Annotated in this window: 16 protein-coding genes, 1 pseudogene and 1 riboswitch; of the genes and pseudogenes, 9 read left to right on the top strand and 8 right to left on the bottom strand. The window is 37.3% G+C overall.

Annotation, left to right across the window (positions count from 1 at the left end):
- Positions 1-13: 13 nt before the first annotated feature.
- The 5 genes from murQ to BN2144_RS07545 form a co-directional block, all read right to left on the bottom strand.
- Positions 14-895 (bottom strand): N-acetylmuramic acid 6-phosphate etherase, encoded by an 882-nt coding sequence (gene murQ / locus BN2144_RS07525; RefSeq protein ID WP_033827630.1) that lies wholly within the window; start codon positions 893-895, stop codon positions 14-16.
- 154 nt (positions 896-1,049) lie between these two features.
- The gene (locus BN2144_RS07530; protein WP_033827631.1) at positions 1,050-1,898 is read right to left on the bottom strand and encodes a MurR/RpiR family transcriptional regulator; all 849 of its coding nucleotides are present in this window, start codon (positions 1,896-1,898) and stop codon (positions 1,050-1,052) included.
- A 284-nt stretch (positions 1,899-2,182) separates the two neighbouring features.
- Positions 2,183-3,259 (bottom strand): YkvI family membrane protein, encoded by a 1,077-nt coding sequence (locus BN2144_RS07535; protein ID WP_042337718.1) that lies wholly within the window; start codon positions 3,257-3,259, stop codon positions 2,183-2,185.
- A gap of 183 nt (positions 3,260-3,442) precedes the next feature.
- Positions 3,443-3,994: a transcription repressor NadR gene (locus tag BN2144_RS07540; RefSeq protein ID WP_033827632.1), complete on the bottom strand. Its 552-nt coding sequence runs from the start codon at positions 3,992-3,994 to the stop codon at positions 3,443-3,445.
- The gene (locus BN2144_RS07545) at positions 3,991-5,145 is read right to left on the bottom strand and encodes an IscS subfamily cysteine desulfurase (RefSeq protein WP_033827633.1); all 1,155 of its coding nucleotides are present in this window, start codon (positions 5,143-5,145) and stop codon (positions 3,991-3,993) included. The genes BN2144_RS07540 and BN2144_RS07545 overlap by 4 nt, the downstream gene beginning before the upstream one ends.
- Positions 5,146-5,517: 372 nt before the next feature.
- Between BN2144_RS07545 and nadB the strand changes: the two genes are divergently transcribed.
- Genes nadB through nadA form a run of 3 tightly spaced genes read left to right on the top strand, consistent with a single transcriptional unit; the run spans position 5,518 to position 9,019 of the window.
- Positions 5,518-7,071: an L-aspartate oxidase gene (nadB, locus tag BN2144_RS07550; RefSeq protein ID WP_033827634.1), complete on the top strand. Its 1,554-nt coding sequence runs from the start codon at positions 5,518-5,520 to the stop codon at positions 7,069-7,071.
- Positions 7,068-7,913, top strand: coding sequence for a carboxylating nicotinate-nucleotide diphosphorylase (nadC, locus tag BN2144_RS07555; RefSeq protein ID WP_033827635.1), 846 nt, complete (start codon positions 7,068-7,070; stop codon positions 7,911-7,913). The genes nadB and nadC overlap by 4 nt, the downstream gene beginning before the upstream one ends.
- Positions 7,910-9,019 carry a quinolinate synthase NadA gene (gene nadA / locus BN2144_RS07560; RefSeq protein ID WP_033827636.1) on the top strand — a complete coding sequence of 370 codons (1,110 nt, stop codon included), beginning with the start codon at positions 7,910-7,912 and terminating at the stop codon, positions 9,017-9,019. The genes nadC and nadA overlap by 4 nt, the downstream gene beginning before the upstream one ends.
- A gap of 802 nt (positions 9,020-9,821) precedes the next feature.
- Here nadA and megL read toward each other — a convergent pair.
- Positions 9,822-11,003, bottom strand: a complete 1,182-nt coding sequence (gene megL / locus BN2144_RS07565) for a methionine gamma-lyase (RefSeq protein ID WP_033827637.1) — start codon at positions 11,001-11,003, stop codon at positions 9,822-9,824.
- 147 nt (positions 11,004-11,150) lie between these two features.
- On the opposite strand from megL, the pseudogene BN2144_RS07570 reads away from it, so the two are divergent.
- Positions 11,151-11,694: pseudogene (locus tag BN2144_RS07570) on the top strand (GNAT family N-acetyltransferase).
- A gap of 182 nt (positions 11,695-11,876) precedes the next feature.
- Here the strand turns inward: BN2144_RS07570 and BN2144_RS19115 are convergent.
- Positions 11,877-12,062 (bottom strand): hypothetical protein, encoded by a 186-nt coding sequence (locus BN2144_RS19115; protein WP_075047809.1) that lies wholly within the window; start codon positions 12,060-12,062, stop codon positions 11,877-11,879.
- A 612-nt stretch (positions 12,063-12,674) separates the two neighbouring features.
- Here BN2144_RS19115 and BN2144_RS07580 point away from each other — a divergent pair.
- The 5 genes from BN2144_RS07580 (at position 12,675) to BN2144_RS07600 (ending at position 17,144) form a co-directional block, all read left to right on the top strand.
- On the top strand, positions 12,675-13,355 hold the full coding sequence (locus BN2144_RS07580; protein ID WP_033827639.1) for a response regulator transcription factor: 681 nt from the start codon (positions 12,675-12,677) through the stop codon (positions 13,353-13,355).
- Positions 13,352-14,731 carry a sensor histidine kinase gene (locus BN2144_RS07585; protein ID WP_033827640.1) on the top strand — a complete coding sequence of 460 codons (1,380 nt, stop codon included), beginning with the start codon at positions 13,352-13,354 and terminating at the stop codon, positions 14,729-14,731. Before BN2144_RS07580 ends, BN2144_RS07585 begins: the two co-directional genes overlap by 4 nt.
- Positions 14,732-14,929: 198 nt before the next feature.
- Positions 14,930-16,021: an ABC transporter permease gene (locus tag BN2144_RS07590; RefSeq protein WP_033827641.1), complete on the top strand. Its 1,092-nt coding sequence runs from the start codon at positions 14,930-14,932 to the stop codon at positions 16,019-16,021.
- Complete coding sequence (locus tag BN2144_RS07595; RefSeq protein ID WP_033827642.1) at positions 16,022-16,714, top strand: ABC transporter ATP-binding protein; 693 nt, start codon at positions 16,022-16,024, stop codon at positions 16,712-16,714.
- Position 16,715: 1 nt separating this feature from the next.
- Positions 16,716-17,144, top strand: coding sequence for a DUF2871 domain-containing protein (locus tag BN2144_RS07600; RefSeq protein ID WP_033827643.1), 429 nt, complete (start codon positions 16,716-16,718; stop codon positions 17,142-17,144).
- A gap of 40 nt (positions 17,145-17,184) precedes the next feature.
- On the opposite strand, the gene BN2144_RS07605 is transcribed toward BN2144_RS07600, so the two are convergent.
- Positions 17,185-17,877 carry a copper homeostasis protein CutC gene (locus BN2144_RS07605; RefSeq protein ID WP_033827644.1) on the bottom strand — a complete coding sequence of 231 codons (693 nt, stop codon included), beginning with the start codon at positions 17,875-17,877 and terminating at the stop codon, positions 17,185-17,187.
- Between the two features lie 186 nt (positions 17,878-18,063).
- Positions 18,064-18,161, top strand: a riboswitch (SAM riboswitch).
- Positions 18,162-18,239 lie beyond the last annotated feature (78 nt).

The following is an 18,239-nucleotide window of genomic DNA, read 5'->3' on the forward strand; positions in this document are numbered from 1 at the left end:
CCCTCCAAATCTATTAAATATTTTTAATAAATCCTTGTGCTTCCTCTAAATTCTTTATAGCCTCTTCATAGGAACAGTTTAATAAAATCATGACAATGGCAATTTTCACATTGCGTTGTGCTCGTTCGAAATACCGTTCAGCAACATCATAATTGACACCCGTTGCTTCCATAATAATTTTTTTTGCTCGGTCAATAAGTTTTTCGTTCGTTGGTTGAACATCAACCATTAAGTTTTGATACACTTTTCCAATACGAATCATTGATGTTGTTGTAATCATATTGAGTACGAGTTTTTGTGCGGTACCAGCTTTTAATCGAGTTGAACCCGTCAGTACTTCTGGTCCAGTTACGACTTCGATTGCTACATCCGTAATGGCACCAATCTTAGAGTTTTTATTATTACTAATGCTTGCAGTTTTTGCACCGATTTCCTTTGCGTATTTTAATGCACCGATAACATACGGTGTTCTTCCACTGGCGGCAATCCCAATGACAACATCTTTATTTGTTATGCCGATTGTTTTTAGGTCATCACCTCCTGCTCGTTCGTTATCTTCTGCACCTTCAATGGCATTCATAATGGCTTCTCTGCCCCCTGCAATAATACCTTGTACAAGGCTTTTATCAACCCCGAAAGTTGGGGGACATTCGGAAGCATCTAATATTCCAAGACGGCCACTTGTTCCTGCACCTACATAAACGAGTCGACCCCCGTTCTTAAATGAATGGACAACTAAATTGATAGCGCTTTCAATACGGTCAAACTCATCGCGGACTGCTAAAGGAACAGTCACATCCTCTTTGTTTAGGAGTTCTAATATTTCACGTACCGATTTTTGATCTAAATTCATTGAATTCGGGTTTCGTTGTTCTGTTGTTAATGGGTCTAGCATTTACACACCTTCTTTAAAATAAAATATCTTACACTTTTATTTTATACCGGAGAAATTAAATGTCAATAATTTTTACAAAAACTATGAAATTAAATTTCAATTAATAGAATAGTAAATTTATCTAATAAAAAAGAGATAAGAAAATTATTTTCACTTATCTCCTCAATTGTAATACTTCATTTCTTGCATCATGGTATTGCTTTAGTAAGTTTTCTCCTTTTATGTGAAAAACACTTATATAAAGTGCATCAATAATTGTTAATTGCGTCATTTGAGAAGGAATACTTCCAATACGATAGTCATGTTCAACAATTGGTGTGCAAAGCCGAATATCTGCCTCACGGTAAAGAGGGGATTTGTCCATATTCGTAATAGCAATAACGGTAGCTCCTTGTTTCTGGGCAAATCTTGATAACTCTAAAACATCTTTCGTTTTTCCAGACATACTAATCGCAACAAATATGGATTTCTCTGTTAAATATGGTATTGCGGAAAGGAGAAGGTGAAAGTCATGATTGGTTGTACAAGCGTATCCTAGTTTTGTGAATTTATAGTGCGCATCCATTGCGGCGGTGGCACTACCTCCAACCCCATAAAAAACGAGGCGATCTGCAACGGACAACACTTCCACAGCTCGCTCATACTCTTTACGGTCTAATGATGCAGGAGTTGCCTCAATCGCTGCTTTGTTAACATAGGTAACCTTTTGAAAAAGATCATACGGATCATCTTTTTGTTGTAATACATCAAAATCTGTTAAGTTCATTCCTATTAACGTAATATCTTTAACAAGCTCAATTTTAAATGATTTAAAACTACCGATTCCAATTGATTTACAAAATCGAATGACACTTGATTCACTAACACCACTATTTTTTGATAAGTCTTTTGTCGTCATATTCGGGACTAATTCAGGATGTTCAAGTATATATTCGCCTATCTTTTTTTCAGCATCTGATAACCTAGTTAAATTTTGTTCAATTCGAGTTAGCAGCGAGCTCATCTTAGTTCCACCTCATTTATGTTGATGTAAATTTCATATATTTCATTCGGTGAGTACAATTTGATTATAAACGTTTTATAGTGAACAATACATTTTTTATGACTTATCTTTTGGTTAATCGTTTATTCTTGGAAAAAATTGTTCATAAACGGCGGAATCGCCCATAAACTTGGATTCCTGCTTATTTATAGGCCAATCATTCATACAAAAAGAGTTTTCGCAAAAACCATTCGTCCTAAGCGAAAAACTCCTTTGTAAGTCTAAAAATTTTTATAAAAACTACTCTATACAACTTTTCTTTCATGATCTGCAACCGAAGCTACTGGTTTTCGGAACCATGAAATGATTAAAACAGCAAAGAGAACAAAACCAAGATAACCAATGACTGGATAGAAAAATGACACAAGGTCAGTAAAACCTAAGAAACTTAATGCTAACGCGACTATTCCAGAAATGAGAATCGTCCATTTAAATTTTGCCGTTCCAATTTGTGCAAAACGGGCCCCGAATGAGAAAAACATCCCAATTGCAGTGTTGAAAATCATCCCGAATAAAATAACCGAGTAAATGACACCTAGGATGGGGGAAATTTCATCGGCAATTTTTAACAGAGGCATATCAACATGACCGACAACATCGACTTTAGAGAATATCGTTAAATAGCTCACAATAATTAAAATTCCAATACCTAATCCACCGACAAGACCGCCGTATATGGCTGTCTTTTCGTTTTTTTCATTCCCACCCATTACAATCGTCATAGAAGCTCCTAAGACAATATTCATCGAAACATAATTTAGCGTTGATACAAACCAGTTTGAAACAGCAGATTTTTGATTAACGGCCATTTCACTTAATTCATTGAGCGGTAAATTTTTCGTTATAAAACTATATATACATAAGAAAATGACTGCGACAATAAGAAAAGGGGTGATACTACCAATAACCTTGATTACTCTGTCTACATTTCCTATGACGGAAAGTATAACAAGAATAAGCATGAACAAGCTGCCAACGATATGTGGTAAGCCGAACTGTTGTTGTAAGGAAGAACCACCTCCTGCAATCATCACTACACCAAAGCCAAACAATGCAATAATCAATATATAATCGATAATCTTGCCAAGAATCCGACCGCTAATGTGGTAAATGACATCACTATGGGACGTTGCTTGGTAGTTACTACCGAGCTTCATTAATGTTACACCCATAAATGAAAAAAGAACGGCTGCGAGTAGTGCTGCAGCTAATCCAAAATAACCAAAGCTAACGTAATATTGTAAAATTTCTTGTCCAGATGCAAACCCAGCACCGATAATGACACCAATAAATGCACTACCAATCTGGAAAATTTTCTTCATGATTGATTGTCCTCCAAATCTATGTATCGACGATCGTATACTAATCAATCGATGTGTGTAAAAAATGTTCATAAAAATAATTATAGAACGAAATGACCATCGATGCTAGAGGAAATTACTATTATTGACGGAAGTTATAGAAATAGGGCATGAAAAAATAAGAGGATTGGACCAATCACTCTCTCAATCCTCTTTCATATTTGAAACGATAAAACCGGCATTATCTAACTCATGACAAGCAGCGGTGATTTTTTCCATCGAATCGGCTTCTAATGTATGAAGATGGATGCCACCTGTTAATGTTAATAAATAGGCACTGTTCGTTTGACTAATTTTTTCGATAAAGTGGTCGACTTCTTTTCGATTGCTAACACGAATCGATGCTGTAAGGTCACCGTATACGGGATGTTCAACCGTTACATCTTTTACGGATACGCCATGATCTACAATAAGATAAAGTTCTTCCTTTGTTTCTTCCGGTGTATGTTTACACACAATCGTTTTTTGTTTAAGTGAGCTTCCTTTTTCCTCATGAAGATAAAGATAACCTTGACTTGTAGCAATAATCGGTTCTTGTTTTGCTTTTAATATAGAAATGTCTTGAACGATAACTTGGCGACTAACATTCGTTATTTTAGCAATTTCGCTACCAGTTATTGGTTTCTTCTGCTTTTTCAACAAGTCAAGAATAAAATGTTGCCTATCAACTGTTGACATCTTTTCTATCTTTTTCATCTATAAACGCTCCTACTGTGGAAAAATTTATCTACTATTTCTTGAAAAACTTCAGCTATTCTTATCATATCATCTTTTGTCGTCTGTTTTCCAAATGATAGACGAATAAATGAGTATGCCTCTTCATCAGTTCTACCAATGGCTTTCATCGTTCTAGATGGTTCTTGCATGCCAACCGCACAAGCACTACCTGTCGAAATAGCGAGTCCGTAGCGGTTACACTCAAGCAATGTGTATTGTCCTTCCATGCCAATAATACGCAATCCTAATATATTTGGTAAGTAATTGGTGGGGCTACCTTCAACGATCATGCATCCAGAGAAATCGTTTGTTAACCGATCAATTAACTCTTCTCGTAATTTCGTTAATCTTTGTTTCTCACTCTCCATATGTTCAATGATTTCAACGGCGGCCGTGACAAAGGAGGCGATTCCAGGTACATTGACTGTTCCTGGTCGGAATCCATGTTCATGTGTTGTCCCCGGTAGTTGTGGGGCCCATTTACATTTAGGATTCATATAGACTGCCCCAACTCCTTTAGGTCCATAAATTTTATGACTAGAAATAGATATGCTATCGATTTTCATTTTTTCTAGATTAATAGGTAACTTTCCGAAAGATTGGACAGCATCACAATGAAATAGGACACCCCGTTTGTGTAAAACTTCTCCAATTTCCTCAATCGGTTGTACAACGCCGATTTCTGAATTGACATGTTGAATGGCTGCTAAAATGGTATGTTCTTTTATTGCTTTATCTACCTGTTCTGCATGAACGAGACCATGATGGTCGACCGGTAAGTAGGTAACTTCAAATCCTTCTCTTTCTAGTTTTTGAAAAAGATGATACACCGATGCATGTTCACACTTTGTAGTAATGAGGTGGTTTCCTTTCTTTTTATAAGCATTAACAAGGGATGTAATGCTAAGAATGTTTGACTCGGAACCACCACTTGTAAAATATATTCCATGTTTATTACAGTTTAATAAATTTGCTAATTGTTCGCGGCTAGCTTCCAGTAAGTTTTGAGCGTAGGAACCGATATCATGTAAACTTGCCGCATTTCCAAAATAAGTTTTACTTGTCTGCATATACACGTCTAATGCTTTTTCCGAAATTGGTGTTGTTGCAGCATAATCTAGATAGATCATATGTTTCCTTCCTTTCCTTAATACAATAGTACGAACGAAATGAACTTAAAAAGGAACATCCGATTCTTCATTTTCTTTTGAAAAAATAGCTTGATAACATCTTAATTCTATGTCATGATAGGTGTCAAGACAGGTGTAATACTTTCTACACGTTCAATGATGATCATAGTTAGAATGAAGAAACACGTTTTTTGACAATGTGCGAATGCTGAATCGTATTAGAACGGGGAAAAAACAATTTATTTATGATTTTTACAACCATATAAATGTGTTGCAAATGAGTTTTTTACAAGAAATCAACGTTCCATGTTTTATAACAATTGAATTTTGCTAATGCCAATTAACATGTTTTACAGCAAGGAGAGAATAGTGATGGAGCCATTTGATGTCATTATAATTGGAAGTGGAGTTGCGGCGTTAACAGCAGCATACCGATTATGTTCTGAAAAAAAGGTGTTGATTTTTACAAAATCAAGAGTGATGGAGAGTAATTCCTATTTGGCGCAGGGGGGAATAGCTGTTGCGATTAATGAAGGGGACGATTGGGTAGCACATGCTGACGATACGTTGGTTGCTGGATCTTTTTATAATCATATTGATAATGTGAATAAATTAACAAGTGAAGGCAAGCGATATATAACTATGTTAATCGAAAATGGAATGAACTTTGACCGGAATGCAACTGGACAATTTGACTTAGGTCGAGAAGGTGGACATTTGAGGCGCAGAATTCTTCATGCAGGTGGTGACAAAACAGGAAAAGCTTTAACAACCTTTCTTTATCATCAGTTGAAAGATAAAGTAAACATTGTCGAACATGAAATGGTGATTGATCTTTTGATGCACGGTCATCAATGTGTTGGTGTGATAACGAAACGGAAAAATGGTGAAGTCACCTATCATTACTCAGCTGCTACTATCATCGCAACAGGTGGTTGTGGAGAACTATATACATATACGTCTAATGCACGGACAGTAACGGGAGACGGGATGGCAATGGCCTATCGGGCTGGTGCCATTTTAACAGATATGGAATTTATCCAATTCCATCCGACACTCTTATACAAGGATCAGAGTGTAATCGGACTTGTTTCGGAAGCGGTACGTGGGGAAGGTGCATTTTTACAAAATTCAAAAGGAGAACGGATAATGGAAGGTGTTCATCATCTTCAAGACCTAGCTCCCCGAGATATTGTTGCTCGTACGATTTTTACAGAACTTGAAAAGGGTGAAACCGTCTTTTTAAATATTGCGCATGTAAGAGACTTTCCTTCACGTTTCCCTACCATTTATCAAATGTGTGTGGAGAATGGAATTGACCTCGCAAAAAATTTGCTACCGGTTGTTCCCGGCGCACACTTTATGATGGGAGGGATTCGCGCAGATGCTTACGGACGTACTTCAGTGAGTGGATTGTATGCTGTTGGGGAGGTCGCTTGTACAGGGGTTCATGGAGCCAATCGCATTGCTAGTAATTCGTTATTAGAAGGTATTGTTTTTGGTAATCAAACGGCTGAAGGATTGCTTAATGAAAATTTAAGCATCCCATCAACGTGTTTTGAACCTAAGTTGCCTGTGGGTAAACGGACACCACCTAATCTACCAACAAAGGAAGAAATAAAAAGGCAGATGACTACATTTGCTGGAATTGTACGAAATGGTGATGGATTACATGCTCTTTTAACTTGGATCCAGCAATTTGACTTTTTGCATACTGATTGGAGAAATTTAACTTTCAAGGAAATTGAAATTACGAATATGTTGACAGTATCTTGGTTAATTGCAAAGTCTTCTCTTGAACGGAAAGAGAGTATGGGTAGCCATTATCGGTCTGATTTTCCAGTTTCAGTTATGGCTAAGAAACGGGAAGAAGTCGTTCGTCAAATTTATCAAGATCAAAACGTTTTGGTGAGGGGAACCGTATGAATAAAGTGAAGTTGCAAAGGATGTTAGAAACCTTTTTATTCGAGGATGTAGGAAATGGGGATGTAACGAGTGAGGCAATTTTTCCAATAGATATGTGCAGTCGGGGGATCTTTTTAGCAAAAGAAGCAGGTGTTATTTCTGGATTGGATGTCATTCAAATGACCTATCAGCTCTTGGATGACGCGATGGAGGTTATTTGTCATGTAAACGATGGGGATACGGTCCAGTCTGGAGATATAATTGCGGAAGTGTACGGTCCAGTTCGCTACATTTTATCTGGTGAGAGACTAATATTAAATATATTGCAACGGATGAGTGGAATTGCAACGGTGACAAGAACATGTGTCAAGACGTTAAATGATCCGTCGATTCATATTTGCGATACAAGAAAAACCGTCCCTGGCTTACGTATGCTTGATAAATACGCAGTTATCACAGGTGGTGGAAAAAACCATCGAATTGGGCTTTTTGATGGAGTAATGATTAAAGATAACCATATCGCTTACTGTGGTTCGATAACAAAGGCAGTACAGGCGGTTCGAGAAAAAGTAGGACATATGGTGAAAATTGAAGTCGAAACAGAAACGCAGGAAGAAGTGTTAGAAGCCGTTGAGGTAGGTGCTGATATTATTATGTTTGATAACCGAAGCCCAGAAGAAGTGAAACAGTTTGTCACACTTGTTCCAGACCATATTACGACAGAAGCGTCTGGAAGTATCAATTTAGAAAACATAGCTTCTTATCGTGGTACCGGAGTCCAGTACATATCATTAGGTTTTTTAACACATTCGGTGAAAGCACTAGATATTAGCTTACAAGTGAACGAGGGGGAGAAAAAGTGAGTTTACTAGAGATGGTGCAGCAAAAAAATATGAATATGTTACCTGAACGTTATAAAACGATGACTGTGGATGAGATGGAAAGCCGCGTTTGGGAGGTAAAGAATAAGTTGGGAGATAAGTTATTTATCCCAGGGCATCATTATCAAAAGGATGAAGTTATTCAATTTGCAGATGCAGTTGGTGATTCATTGCAACTAGCCCAAGTTTCTGCTAAAAATACAGCAGCGGAATATATCGTGTTTTGTGGTGTGCATTTTATGGCAGAGACAGCTGATATTTTAACGAGTGATAAACAAAAGGTGATTTTACCAGATATGCGAGCAGGCTGTTCGTTGGCAGATATGGCGAATATTGAACAAACGGAACGTGGTTGGCAAGAGTTGCAGGAAACGTTTAGAGACACGATTATTCCGTTAACCTATGTCAATTCAACTGCAGCAATCAAAGCATTTGTCGGTCGTCATGGTGGGGCAACCGTAACTTCGTCCAACGCCCGTCCGATGTTGGAATGGGCATTTACACAAAAAGAGCGGGTATTATTTTTACCAGATCAACATTTAGGAAGAAATACTGCTTTTGATATGGGCATCCCATTAGATAAAATGGCTGTTTGGGACCCAGTATTGGAGAAGTTTGAATATAATGGGGATTTGGATGAAGTGAAAATTATCTTATGGAAAGGGCATTGCTCGGTACATGCAATGTTTACTGTTGAAAATGTGAAGCAAGTACGTAAAAATCATCCAGACGCAAAAATTATCGTTCATCCTGAATGTAGTCGTGAAGTGGTAGCACTTGCTGATGATGCGGGTTCAACAAAGTATATTATTGAAACGATAAAAGCATCTGCTCCAGGAACAAAATGGGCAGTAGGAACAGAAATGAATCTTGTTAATCGCTTAACGAAACAGTTTGCGGATAAAGAAGTTTTTTCTTTGAATCCATATATGTGTGCTTGTCTCACGATGAACCGAATTGATTTACCACACTTATTATGGGCATTGGAGAATGTGGAGCGAGGAGAAGTCATGAATCAAATTATCGTTGAGGCGAATATTGCGAGTGAAGCACATCTTGCACTCGAACGAATGTTAGCAAGGGCTTAAAAGGAGTCGTGACTAGACGAAATGTAATGGATTTTAGAAGGGAGCAATGAGCCAAGGGTCGAGAATGATTGGAGCTTATTGAAAACTGGCTTATAGTAGGACGATATGAGCATGAAATATGGTAGATTCACAGAAAAATGGTTCATAGGGGAGTTCTACGAGCCGAAAATGATTGGGTTTCCGCGAAAATGGGTTCATAGAAGAGTGCTATGAGCCGAAAATAATGTGGATTCCGTGAAAAGTGGTTCATAGAAGGGTTCTATGAGCCGAAAATGATTGGGTTTCCGCGAAAATGGGTTCATAGAAGAGTGCTATGAGCCTAAAATGCTGTGGATTTCACGAAAAGTGGTTCATAGAGGAGTTCTATGAGCCGAAAATGATTGGGTTTCCGCAAAAATAGGTTCATAGAAGAGTTCAATGAGCCCAAAATGCTGAGGGTTTCGCGAAAATCAGTTTATAGAGGGAATCTAAGAACCAAAATGTTAGAAATTCAGCAAGACCGAGCGTACAGAACGAGTAAAGGATTGTAAATAAACAGTTCAATAAAGAAGAGGTTTCCCTAAAAGTGGATATCCTAAAAAATGTGATAATCAAGAATATCGATATACCAAGGTTTTGAAACATGAAAATGGGCATCCGGAAATCAAAAATACGACTTTCTGGACACCTCCAACACCTTATCTAATTCATCAATTAGTTTTTTATGCGTTATACTCTCTATATAGTAAGCAAATAGTCTTTGTTAACCCACATGCCACATGCCTGACGCTGATTTCAGAAACGAACTGCAACGGTAATTTTACTAATCTAATAATGCTTGGTCAATATCGTCTATTAAATCATCTACTGACTCAAGCCCAACAGATAAACGGAGCATATTTTCTGTAATCCCCATCGCATCTCTTGTCTTTGGGGGAACGACCGCATGAGTCATCGTCGCTGGATGCTGTATCAACGTTTCCGCATCACCAAGACTAACTGCAATTTTTATTAGCTTTAATCGATTCATAAAGGCCTGTGCTTCTTTTTTTCCACCTTTAACTAGGAAGGAAATCATTCCACCAGCTGTTCTCATTTGTTTTTTCATAATGGAATAATGGGGTGAATCAGGGTCTCCTGGATAAATAACATCCTCGATAAGCGGGTGCCCTTTTAAATAGTTTGCTAGTTTTCTCGTATTTTCTACATGACGATCCATGCGAACGTGTAAAGTCTTTAAACCACGTAACAGGAGCCATGCATCAAAAGGTGAGATGATGCCACCAATGTCTTTTTGTACAGTCATTCGCATTTTTTGTATTTCTTCCTTATTTTTCCCTACAACAATTCCTGCAATCACATCCCCATGACCACTTATATATTTTGTAGCACTATGGATTACGTAGTCGGCACCAAGATCAAGTGGATTTTGTAAAAATGGGGAACAAAATGTATTATCCACAACAACAGGAATTCCAACTTTCTTTGCTACACGAGAGACAAGTTCAATATCAATTAACTCCATCGTCGGGTTAATGGGGGTTTCAATATAAATGCAAGTAGTCATATCTGTAATTGCTGCTTCGATGTCATCAGCTGTTTGCATCGAACTAAATGTGTGTGTCACACTAAATTTGTCCTCCAGCATTTCAAGAAGTCCGAATGTGCAACCATATACACCGCGTGAACAAAGGATATGGCTTTCAGATTTTATCAAATGAAATAAGACCGCCGAAACTGCAGCCATTCCCGAGCCGAATGCAAGAGCAGCTTCCCCCTTTTCTAAAACAGCCATACGTTCCTCAAGTATACGTACGGTTGGGTTTCCTAGTCGAGAATAAATAAAACCCTTTTCCTCACCGCGAAATCGCATTTCACCTTGTTCAGCTGTATCGAACACGTATGTCGAGCTTTGAAAAATAGGAGGGGACAAGCTGTCGGAGAACTCTTTAGAAGAGTAACCCTCGTGAATTAACGTTGTCTCTATTCGATTTTCATTTGTCATAACGTCAACCCCTTTATTTTGTAACCGTTTACAATAATACTATACGTCAACTGGATTAGTTATGTGTAAAACCACAATACAACAAGTTATTGACTACTTGGTATTTAAATTTTATAATCTTTGGAAAATAAGAAGGGGATTACAATCATGATATTTCCAACATTAGAGACAGAAAGACTACAGTTAATCGAAATCACAGAAGTTCACGCAAAAAATATATATGAAGTCTTTTTCAAAGGAGGGGGTCATTCAATACTATGGAATGGACCGGATGGAAGGGATAGAGGAGGGTAAAGAATTAATTGAATCTTTTTTGCAAGGGTACAAAAACAATCGGGCCATTCGATGGGGCATCGTGTTAAAAGAGACAGGTGAACTAGTTGGAACATTAGGATTAAATAGTTTAAGTGTATGGAATAAGCGAGCGGAAATTGGTTGTGATTTACATCCACACTATTGGAATAAAGGAATGACAACGGAAGCGGTAAAAGAAGTGTTACGCTATGCGTTCAATGAATTGAAACTAGACCGCATCGGTGCAATAACCTATCCACAAAATGAAACATCCATCAAACTTCTTAAACGAATAGGATTTCAACGGGAAGGTGTTTTAAGAGGGTATCTTTACCAAAATCGTCAATCCCATGACGCATTTGTTTTTTCATTGTTAAGGACAGAGTGGGTTGATTAGTATGTAGGTATATTTCAAAGATAAAAATGAATCATGGTATCAAGGAAGGATGCTAACATAAACCCCCCCATTGGAACGAAAAGGGGGGTGTTGAATAGCTGTCAGGAAAATGCTATCTAAAGTTTTCGGTGTAATGTAGAAAATCATGCTTTCCTAACAGATAAGTTTTTTATTTAATTATCTCATTTCCTTATCAAGGCTAAAATGCCTTTGATAATGAGTACGAGTGAGAAGACAATGATTGCTAAAACACCAATTAAAGATGTGAATGGGGTAAATGCTGCGAATACTGTTCCTGATAAAGGGACTTTAACTAAGGCAAAACCAGAAAGCACAGCAGCTAGAAACAAAAGAACGTGTCGATCCAATTTATTTCCTCCCCTCAAATGGCTTATTACAGTATATGTACAAGGTTCGGAATATGTGCTATTTGTTTCGAAGGTGAAGGAGTATGATATCGGCTAGTGGACATTTTTAGTAAATATAAAAATAGTGTGGTAATTACAAAGTAAGCTTAATAAAAAATTCTCTAAACCTTAAATAGAATTCATCTATCATTTTAATCGTCTCCTTTGAATAGAGCCTGTTGATTTTGATACCTTATAGTCATCTGATGGGGTTATTTCTTTCAAAATGTCCAAGTTTAAAAAACAACATGAGACATTAGCACATGTAAGGTGTCAAATGATTGTTCAAAGTTTGTATCTAAAAACCCAACTCCTCCGTGATACTGTCGACCCCCTAACCTGAAAATATTCAATCAAATTCCGCGATTTAATTTTACAACATGTATGCTTAATAATTTCTAACTAAATCACTTTCTTCTTCCTACTTCCTGCAACCCTTTCCTATATCAGTTATAATAATAAAGGATTATCTATCGCAAATCACGTTTGACTAGGATAGAATAAATACCGTTGTTTAAGCCTATTAACCGGTTGAGGACGAACTTTGTTGCATTTTGGAAAGGAGTGAGGCGGATGGTAACAATTTTACTAGTTGACGATGACAAATATATTTTAAATTTAGTGGAAGTTCATTTAGTTGAAGAAGGATACCGAGTGTATAAAGCTACAGATGGGATGCAGGCGCTCAATCTAATGAAAGATCATTCCTTTGATTTGGCGGTCGTTGATGTGATGATGCCGTTTATGGACGGATTTGAGCTGACAAAAGAAATTAGGAAAATGTACGACATTCCGGTGATTTTACTAACGGCAAAAGATCAAATAGAAGATAAAGAAGAAGGTTTTGCTTCAGGGACCGATGATTATTTAGTGAAACCGTTTGAACCAAAGGAATTGATTTTTCGAATTAACGCATTACTTAGGCGTTACGACAAGTTCGATGATGACACTATCATCGGAATTGGTCGAACGAAAATTGATAAACGGAGCTATGAGGTTCAAGTAGGAGACCGAACATTCCTACTTCCATTAAAAGAATTTGAGCTCCTTCATTATTTAATGTCTCACCCCCGTCAAGTATTATCCCGCGAGCAATTAATTGAAGCGGTGTGGGGTATTGATTATGATGGTGACGAACGTACAGTAGATGTCCATGTGAAACGGTTACGGGAACGATTTTCAAAACTAACGGATGACTTTCAAATACGGACAGTTCGAGGAATCGGTTATTCACTGGAGGTCAAAAAGGGATGAAATCACTCTATTCGAAATTTGTTGTGATTACGCTTGGCACGATGTTTCTCAGCAGTCTGTTAGCTTTTATTATTGCAAATATCCATTACCAAGCCATCTTGAAACCATATAATGATGAAAAAAATACCGAAGTTGCACTCGATATAGCGACTTTTGTCAAAAAGCATCCTGAGACTGATTTTTCTGCATACTTCAAAAATATTGCAGATATAGGCTATCAACTATATATAATCGACGAGAAAAACCGAGTGCAGACATTTGGCCCACCGTTCCGTAATCAAGATCTCCCGTCCGCTACAAAAAAACAAGTATTAGCAGGCGACATTTATCACGGAATTGAGCAATTTCCTCATAGTGTATTTATCGTTGGTTTTTTCGCAAATGAATTAAAAAACTCAATTGGAGTTCCAATCGAAATGAATGGGGAGCGCTATGCGTTATTTTTACGACCAAATATTAAATTTTTATTTAATGAATTTCGGATTTTCTTAAGTTGGCTCCTTCTCTTAATGATTATATTAAGTGTTGTTATGGTTATTATTAGTACAAAATTTTTAGTCACACCAATTACAAAACTAACTGGTGCAACGAAATTACTTTCAAAAGGGAATTATGATGTTCAGATTGGCCTCTCTCGAAACGATGAACTAGGGAACTTATCGCGAAACTTTACACAAATGGCACATAAACTTGGGCAATTAGATCAGATGCGGAAGGAATTTATCTCGAATATTTCCCATGATATTCAGTCACCGTTATCGAATATTGAAGGATATACGAGTCTTTTAGAGAAAGAAACGCTTACCACTGCGCAAAAGGATGAATGCATACAAATAATTAAAGGGGAGACAAAAAGATTATCAAACTTAACGAAACAATTGCTCCTTCTTGCTTCATTAGATCAGCGTGACGATATGATGAATAAAAAATGGTTCGATGTTTCCGAACAAATCAAGGAATTAATAAGACAATATCAATGGCAATTAGGTGAAAAAGATATTATGCTCAGCTATTCACTGCCAAAGACAGATCTATTCGGTGACCCGGTTCTTTTAGTAACCGTTTGGGACAATTTACTTTCGAATGCGATTAAATACAATAAAACCGCTGGAACGATTGACATCAAGCTGGAAAGGGTTGAGTCGAATATACAGGTTGTTTTTCAAGATTCTGGGATTGGCTTAACAGAGCAGGAAAAGGAACATATTTTTGATCGTTTTTACCGGGCCGATACATCAAGGACACGAGCGGTGGAAGGAACAGGTCTCGGGCTTTCTATCGTTTTTTCAATTGTGACAATGCATGGTGGTGACATAAAAGTTGAAAGTGAGGAAGGAGAAGGGACAACATTTACTATCGACCTCCCAATAAGTTAATAAATATTTACAAGTGAGATACCGGTACGATTTGGTATCTTTTTCAGTAAGTCACTGTCGAAACAGGAGTCAATTTCTGTAAATCACGCATGTATCTATTATAAGTCCGGCACCAAAGTTTGTTTTGTAAACAGTTGTTCATATTCCGTTCATATTGCCTCCGTATAGTAAATGTAGAACGAAAGAGGAGGTAGAACAATGCTTACACACTCAATAAAAGAAATATGTTTTTTTAAACTTAGATACATTTTAATCGGGTTTATCTTATTTTTTGTTGCGGCACTTGTATTCATCATTAATGGACTTGCAAATGGGCTCGCCGCAGAAAATATTTCTTCATTAAAAAATATGAATGCCGAAGCTTTCTATATAGCCAAAGATGCAAATAACCGCATAGAACAGTCTCGTTTCTCCATTTCAGATGTCGAGAAAATTTCAAAGGATGACCGTGTTGAACCACTCGGTTTACAAATGCTTTCACTTAAAAAGTCAGGAAGTAATCAAAAAGTTGATGTCACAATAATGGCTGTTCATCCAAAAGGTTTTCTCATGCCAGAAGTCACTGAAGGAAAATCAATTGCAACGTCAAAAGAGCCCCAACTCGTTGTCAATAACTCAATAAAAGATGATGGTGTTAAAATAGGTGACGAATTATATGAAGAAAACTCTGAGACTACCTTTACAGTTGTTGGATTCACTGAAAAAGAGACATATAGCCATACTCCTGTCGCTTTTATTAGTTTAAAGAGCTGGGAGGATATGCTAGGTAGTCAGGTTAAACCGTATTACAATGCACTTGTATTAAAAAATGATAATCAAGTAGTGAAATCAGATGTTAAAGGTTCATTAGGAAGTGGTGTTTGGGTATCGACAGACGATGTCATTAAAGGTATGCCGAGTCATCAAGCTGAACAAACTTCACTAAATATGATGCTAATCTTTTTAATTATTATTGCAGTTTTTGTCCTAGGGGCATTTTTCTACATTATGACCATTCAAAAAATGAATCAGTTTGGTGTATTAAAGGCGATTGGGGCTAAAAATGGTTATTTAATCGGAACGACGATGTTGCAAGTATTTTTCATATCCGTTGTCAGTATTAGTGTAGCTGTCGGTTTTACGAAATTAATGCAGATGTTACTACCAAGCAGTATGCCGTTTATTTTTAACGGAGTATTAATACTCACGTATGCAGGGATTTTAATGGGTGTATCGATGCTAGGTGCGTTACTATCTACAGTTAATATTGTAAAAGTTGATCCGTTACAAGCGATTGGGAGGGTGGAATAGATGAGTCAAATTCCTTTACAGTTAGAAAATATTCGTAAAACATTCCAAGATGGAGATAAAGAAGTAGATATTATAAAGTCGTTATCTTTCGAAGCGAAAAAGGGTGAACTTGTTGCTGTTGTCGGTCCTTCTGGTTCAGGGAAAAGTACATTTTTATCCATTGCTGGGGCATTGCTTAGCCCAGATGGGGGACGCGTCATTGTCAATGGAGCGGATATTGCTCAGTTTAGTGAAAAGGAACGAGCGGATGTGCGTTTGCGAGACATCGGGTTTATCTTCCAATCAGCAAATTTAGTTCCTTTTTTAAAAGTAAAAGATCAACTAAAAATGGCGAAAGAATTAGCGACTAAATGGGGAAGAGAAGCGAAAGAGGAGGCTCAGCAACTTCTACAATCCGTTGGGTTAGAACATCGGATGAACCACTATCCTCATCAACTTTCAGGAGGAGAAAGACAAAGAGTAGCCATCGCCCGAGCGTTTATGAATGACCCAGATATCATATTAGCAGATGAACCTACCGCAAGTCTTGATGGAAAACGTAGCAAAGAAATTGTCGAACTACTAGCAAACGAAGCGAAAGATAAAAATAAAGCGGCTATTATTGTCACGCACGATGAGGCTGTTTTACCATTTTGTGATAGAATTTACATGATGGACAATGGTCGGCTCATTTTAAAAGAGGAGATGATTTAAAGTGAAAAAAATTATTAATCTAGCATACTTTTACGCAATCATGGCTTTAATTAGTGGGCTATTTTACCGTGAATTGACGAGGTCTTATGAGTTTGTTGGGAAGACACAGTTAGGAGTCGCACACACACATTTATTTGTTCTCGGCATGTTTATGATGCTCTTTGTCTATTTATTTGCTTATCATTTACAATTGCATAAAGATAGTCTATTTAATAGCTTTCTATTAACATATAATGCGGGGGTCATTGTCTCAACAAGTATGATGATTACAAGAGGTACGCTACAAGTTATTGATTTTACAATGTCTAAAGGTTTGGATAATATGCTTGCTGGCATTTCTGGAATTGGACATATATTATTGACAGTCGGATTTATTCAATTTCTTCATATGTTGCGTAAAAAAGCGAAAACAGTAGAAGCAACCTCTTAAGATTATCTTAAGAGGTTATTTTCTGTATCAAGTATCAAAACTACTTTGAAGCGATATTCCTTAAAATAGCCACTTTATGCTGATCGAGCGGTTGGCTGAAATCACCATTAATTCTAGCCCCTGAACCAATATGGTATTCATTGGCTTGAATCTGATTGACTAATTCACCGATATTATCAGGTGTCACCCCTGAACCGACTAATATTGATGGGCCATCTATTTCCTTAGATAGAGCGACAAGTTCTTTCAGAGTAGTAGCTCCTTCGCTCGCTGTTGGCTTTCCACCAGAAGTTAAAATCCGTTTAACATTCTTTTTATATTTGACGAGTGTTTTATATGCATCGATTTGCGAGTGGGCGGAATCAAACGCACGGTGGAATGTAATATCCAAACCGGGTACATGATTAATCACTTTCGTTAATAGTTCTTCATCTATTTCTCCATCTTTAGTAATGCAGCCAAAAACAATCCGATTTCCGCCTAATTGTTTAATTATGGAAATATCTTCTTTTATTGTCTGCCAATCGGTTTCATTATAGACAAAACTGAAACTATGTGGTCGTACCATAATCTGAACAGGAATTGTTACACACTCAAGGATAGTTTTTATCGTTCCGTAACTAGGCGTTAGACCTCCTTCCTTCATTGCACTAACTAACTCAACTCGGTCGATTCCAAGCTTTTCCGCCTGTATCGTATCAGTTACGCTTGTCGTAATTACTTCAATTTTCATCGGGATTCCTCAATTCTTGTTTGTTTTATGTATACTCTTATTTTAACCGATATGAAGGAAATTGTTTCCTAATTATACAAACGTTTTGTGAGCGAAGAGAGGGGACGATTTTTAGTAAAGAACTCATGAACATATTGACAATTTCATAATTTTGTAGTAAGGTAAGTAACATCAATTTAATAGTTTTTCTTATCCAGAGAGGTGGAGGGACTGGCCCTTTGAAGCCTCGGCAACAGCTTTATAGCATTGTGCCAATTCCAGTAGCATTTGCTTGAAGATAAGAAGAGTCGTGTCGTGTCAAACATCCCTCTTCTTATGATTTGGGATTTTTTTCTTTTTCAAGAGATGCATAGGGTTAAAAA

The sequence above is a fragment of the Bacillus andreraoultii genome (genome assembly GCF_001244735.1).
In the GTDB taxonomy this organism is placed as follows: domain Bacteria; phylum Bacillota; class Bacilli; order Bacillales; family Caldibacillaceae; genus Caldifermentibacillus; species Caldifermentibacillus andreraoultii.

Excerpts from the sequence above, each read along its gene's own strand:
- murQ (WP_033827630.1), bottom strand. The coding sequence starts at position 895 with ATGCTAGACCCATTAACAACAGAACAACGAAACCCGAATTCAATGAAT.
- BN2144_RS07530 (WP_033827631.1), bottom strand. The coding sequence starts at position 1,898 with ATGAGCTCGCTGCTAACTCGAATTGAACAAAATTTAACTAGGTTATCA.
- BN2144_RS07535 (WP_042337718.1), bottom strand. The coding sequence starts at position 3,259 with ATGAAGAAAATTTTCCAGATTGGTAGTGCATTTATTGGTGTCATTATC.
- BN2144_RS07540 (WP_033827632.1), bottom strand. The coding sequence starts at position 3,994 with ATGAAAAAGATAGAAAAGATGTCAACAGTTGATAGGCAACATTTTATT.
- BN2144_RS07545 (WP_033827633.1), bottom strand. The coding sequence starts at position 5,145 with ATGATCTATCTAGATTATGCTGCAACAACACCAATTTCGGAAAAAGCA.
- nadB (WP_033827634.1), top strand. The coding sequence starts at position 5,518 with ATGGAGCCATTTGATGTCATTATAATTGGAAGTGGAGTTGCGGCGTTA.
- nadC (WP_033827635.1), top strand. The coding sequence starts at position 7,068 with ATGAATAAAGTGAAGTTGCAAAGGATGTTAGAAACCTTTTTATTCGAG.
- megL (WP_033827637.1), bottom strand. The coding sequence starts at position 11,003 with ATGACAAATGAAAATCGAATAGAGACAACGTTAATTCACGAGGGTTAC.
- BN2144_RS07580 (WP_033827639.1), top strand. The coding sequence starts at position 12,675 with ATGGTAACAATTTTACTAGTTGACGATGACAAATATATTTTAAATTTA.
- BN2144_RS07585 (WP_033827640.1), top strand. The coding sequence starts at position 13,352 with ATGAAATCACTCTATTCGAAATTTGTTGTGATTACGCTTGGCACGATG.
- BN2144_RS07590 (WP_033827641.1), top strand. The coding sequence starts at position 14,930 with ATGCTTACACACTCAATAAAAGAAATATGTTTTTTTAAACTTAGATAC.
- BN2144_RS07595 (WP_033827642.1), top strand. The coding sequence starts at position 16,022 with ATGAGTCAAATTCCTTTACAGTTAGAAAATATTCGTAAAACATTCCAA.
- BN2144_RS07605 (WP_033827644.1), bottom strand. The coding sequence starts at position 17,877 with ATGAAAATTGAAGTAATTACGACAAGCGTAACTGATACGATACAGGCG.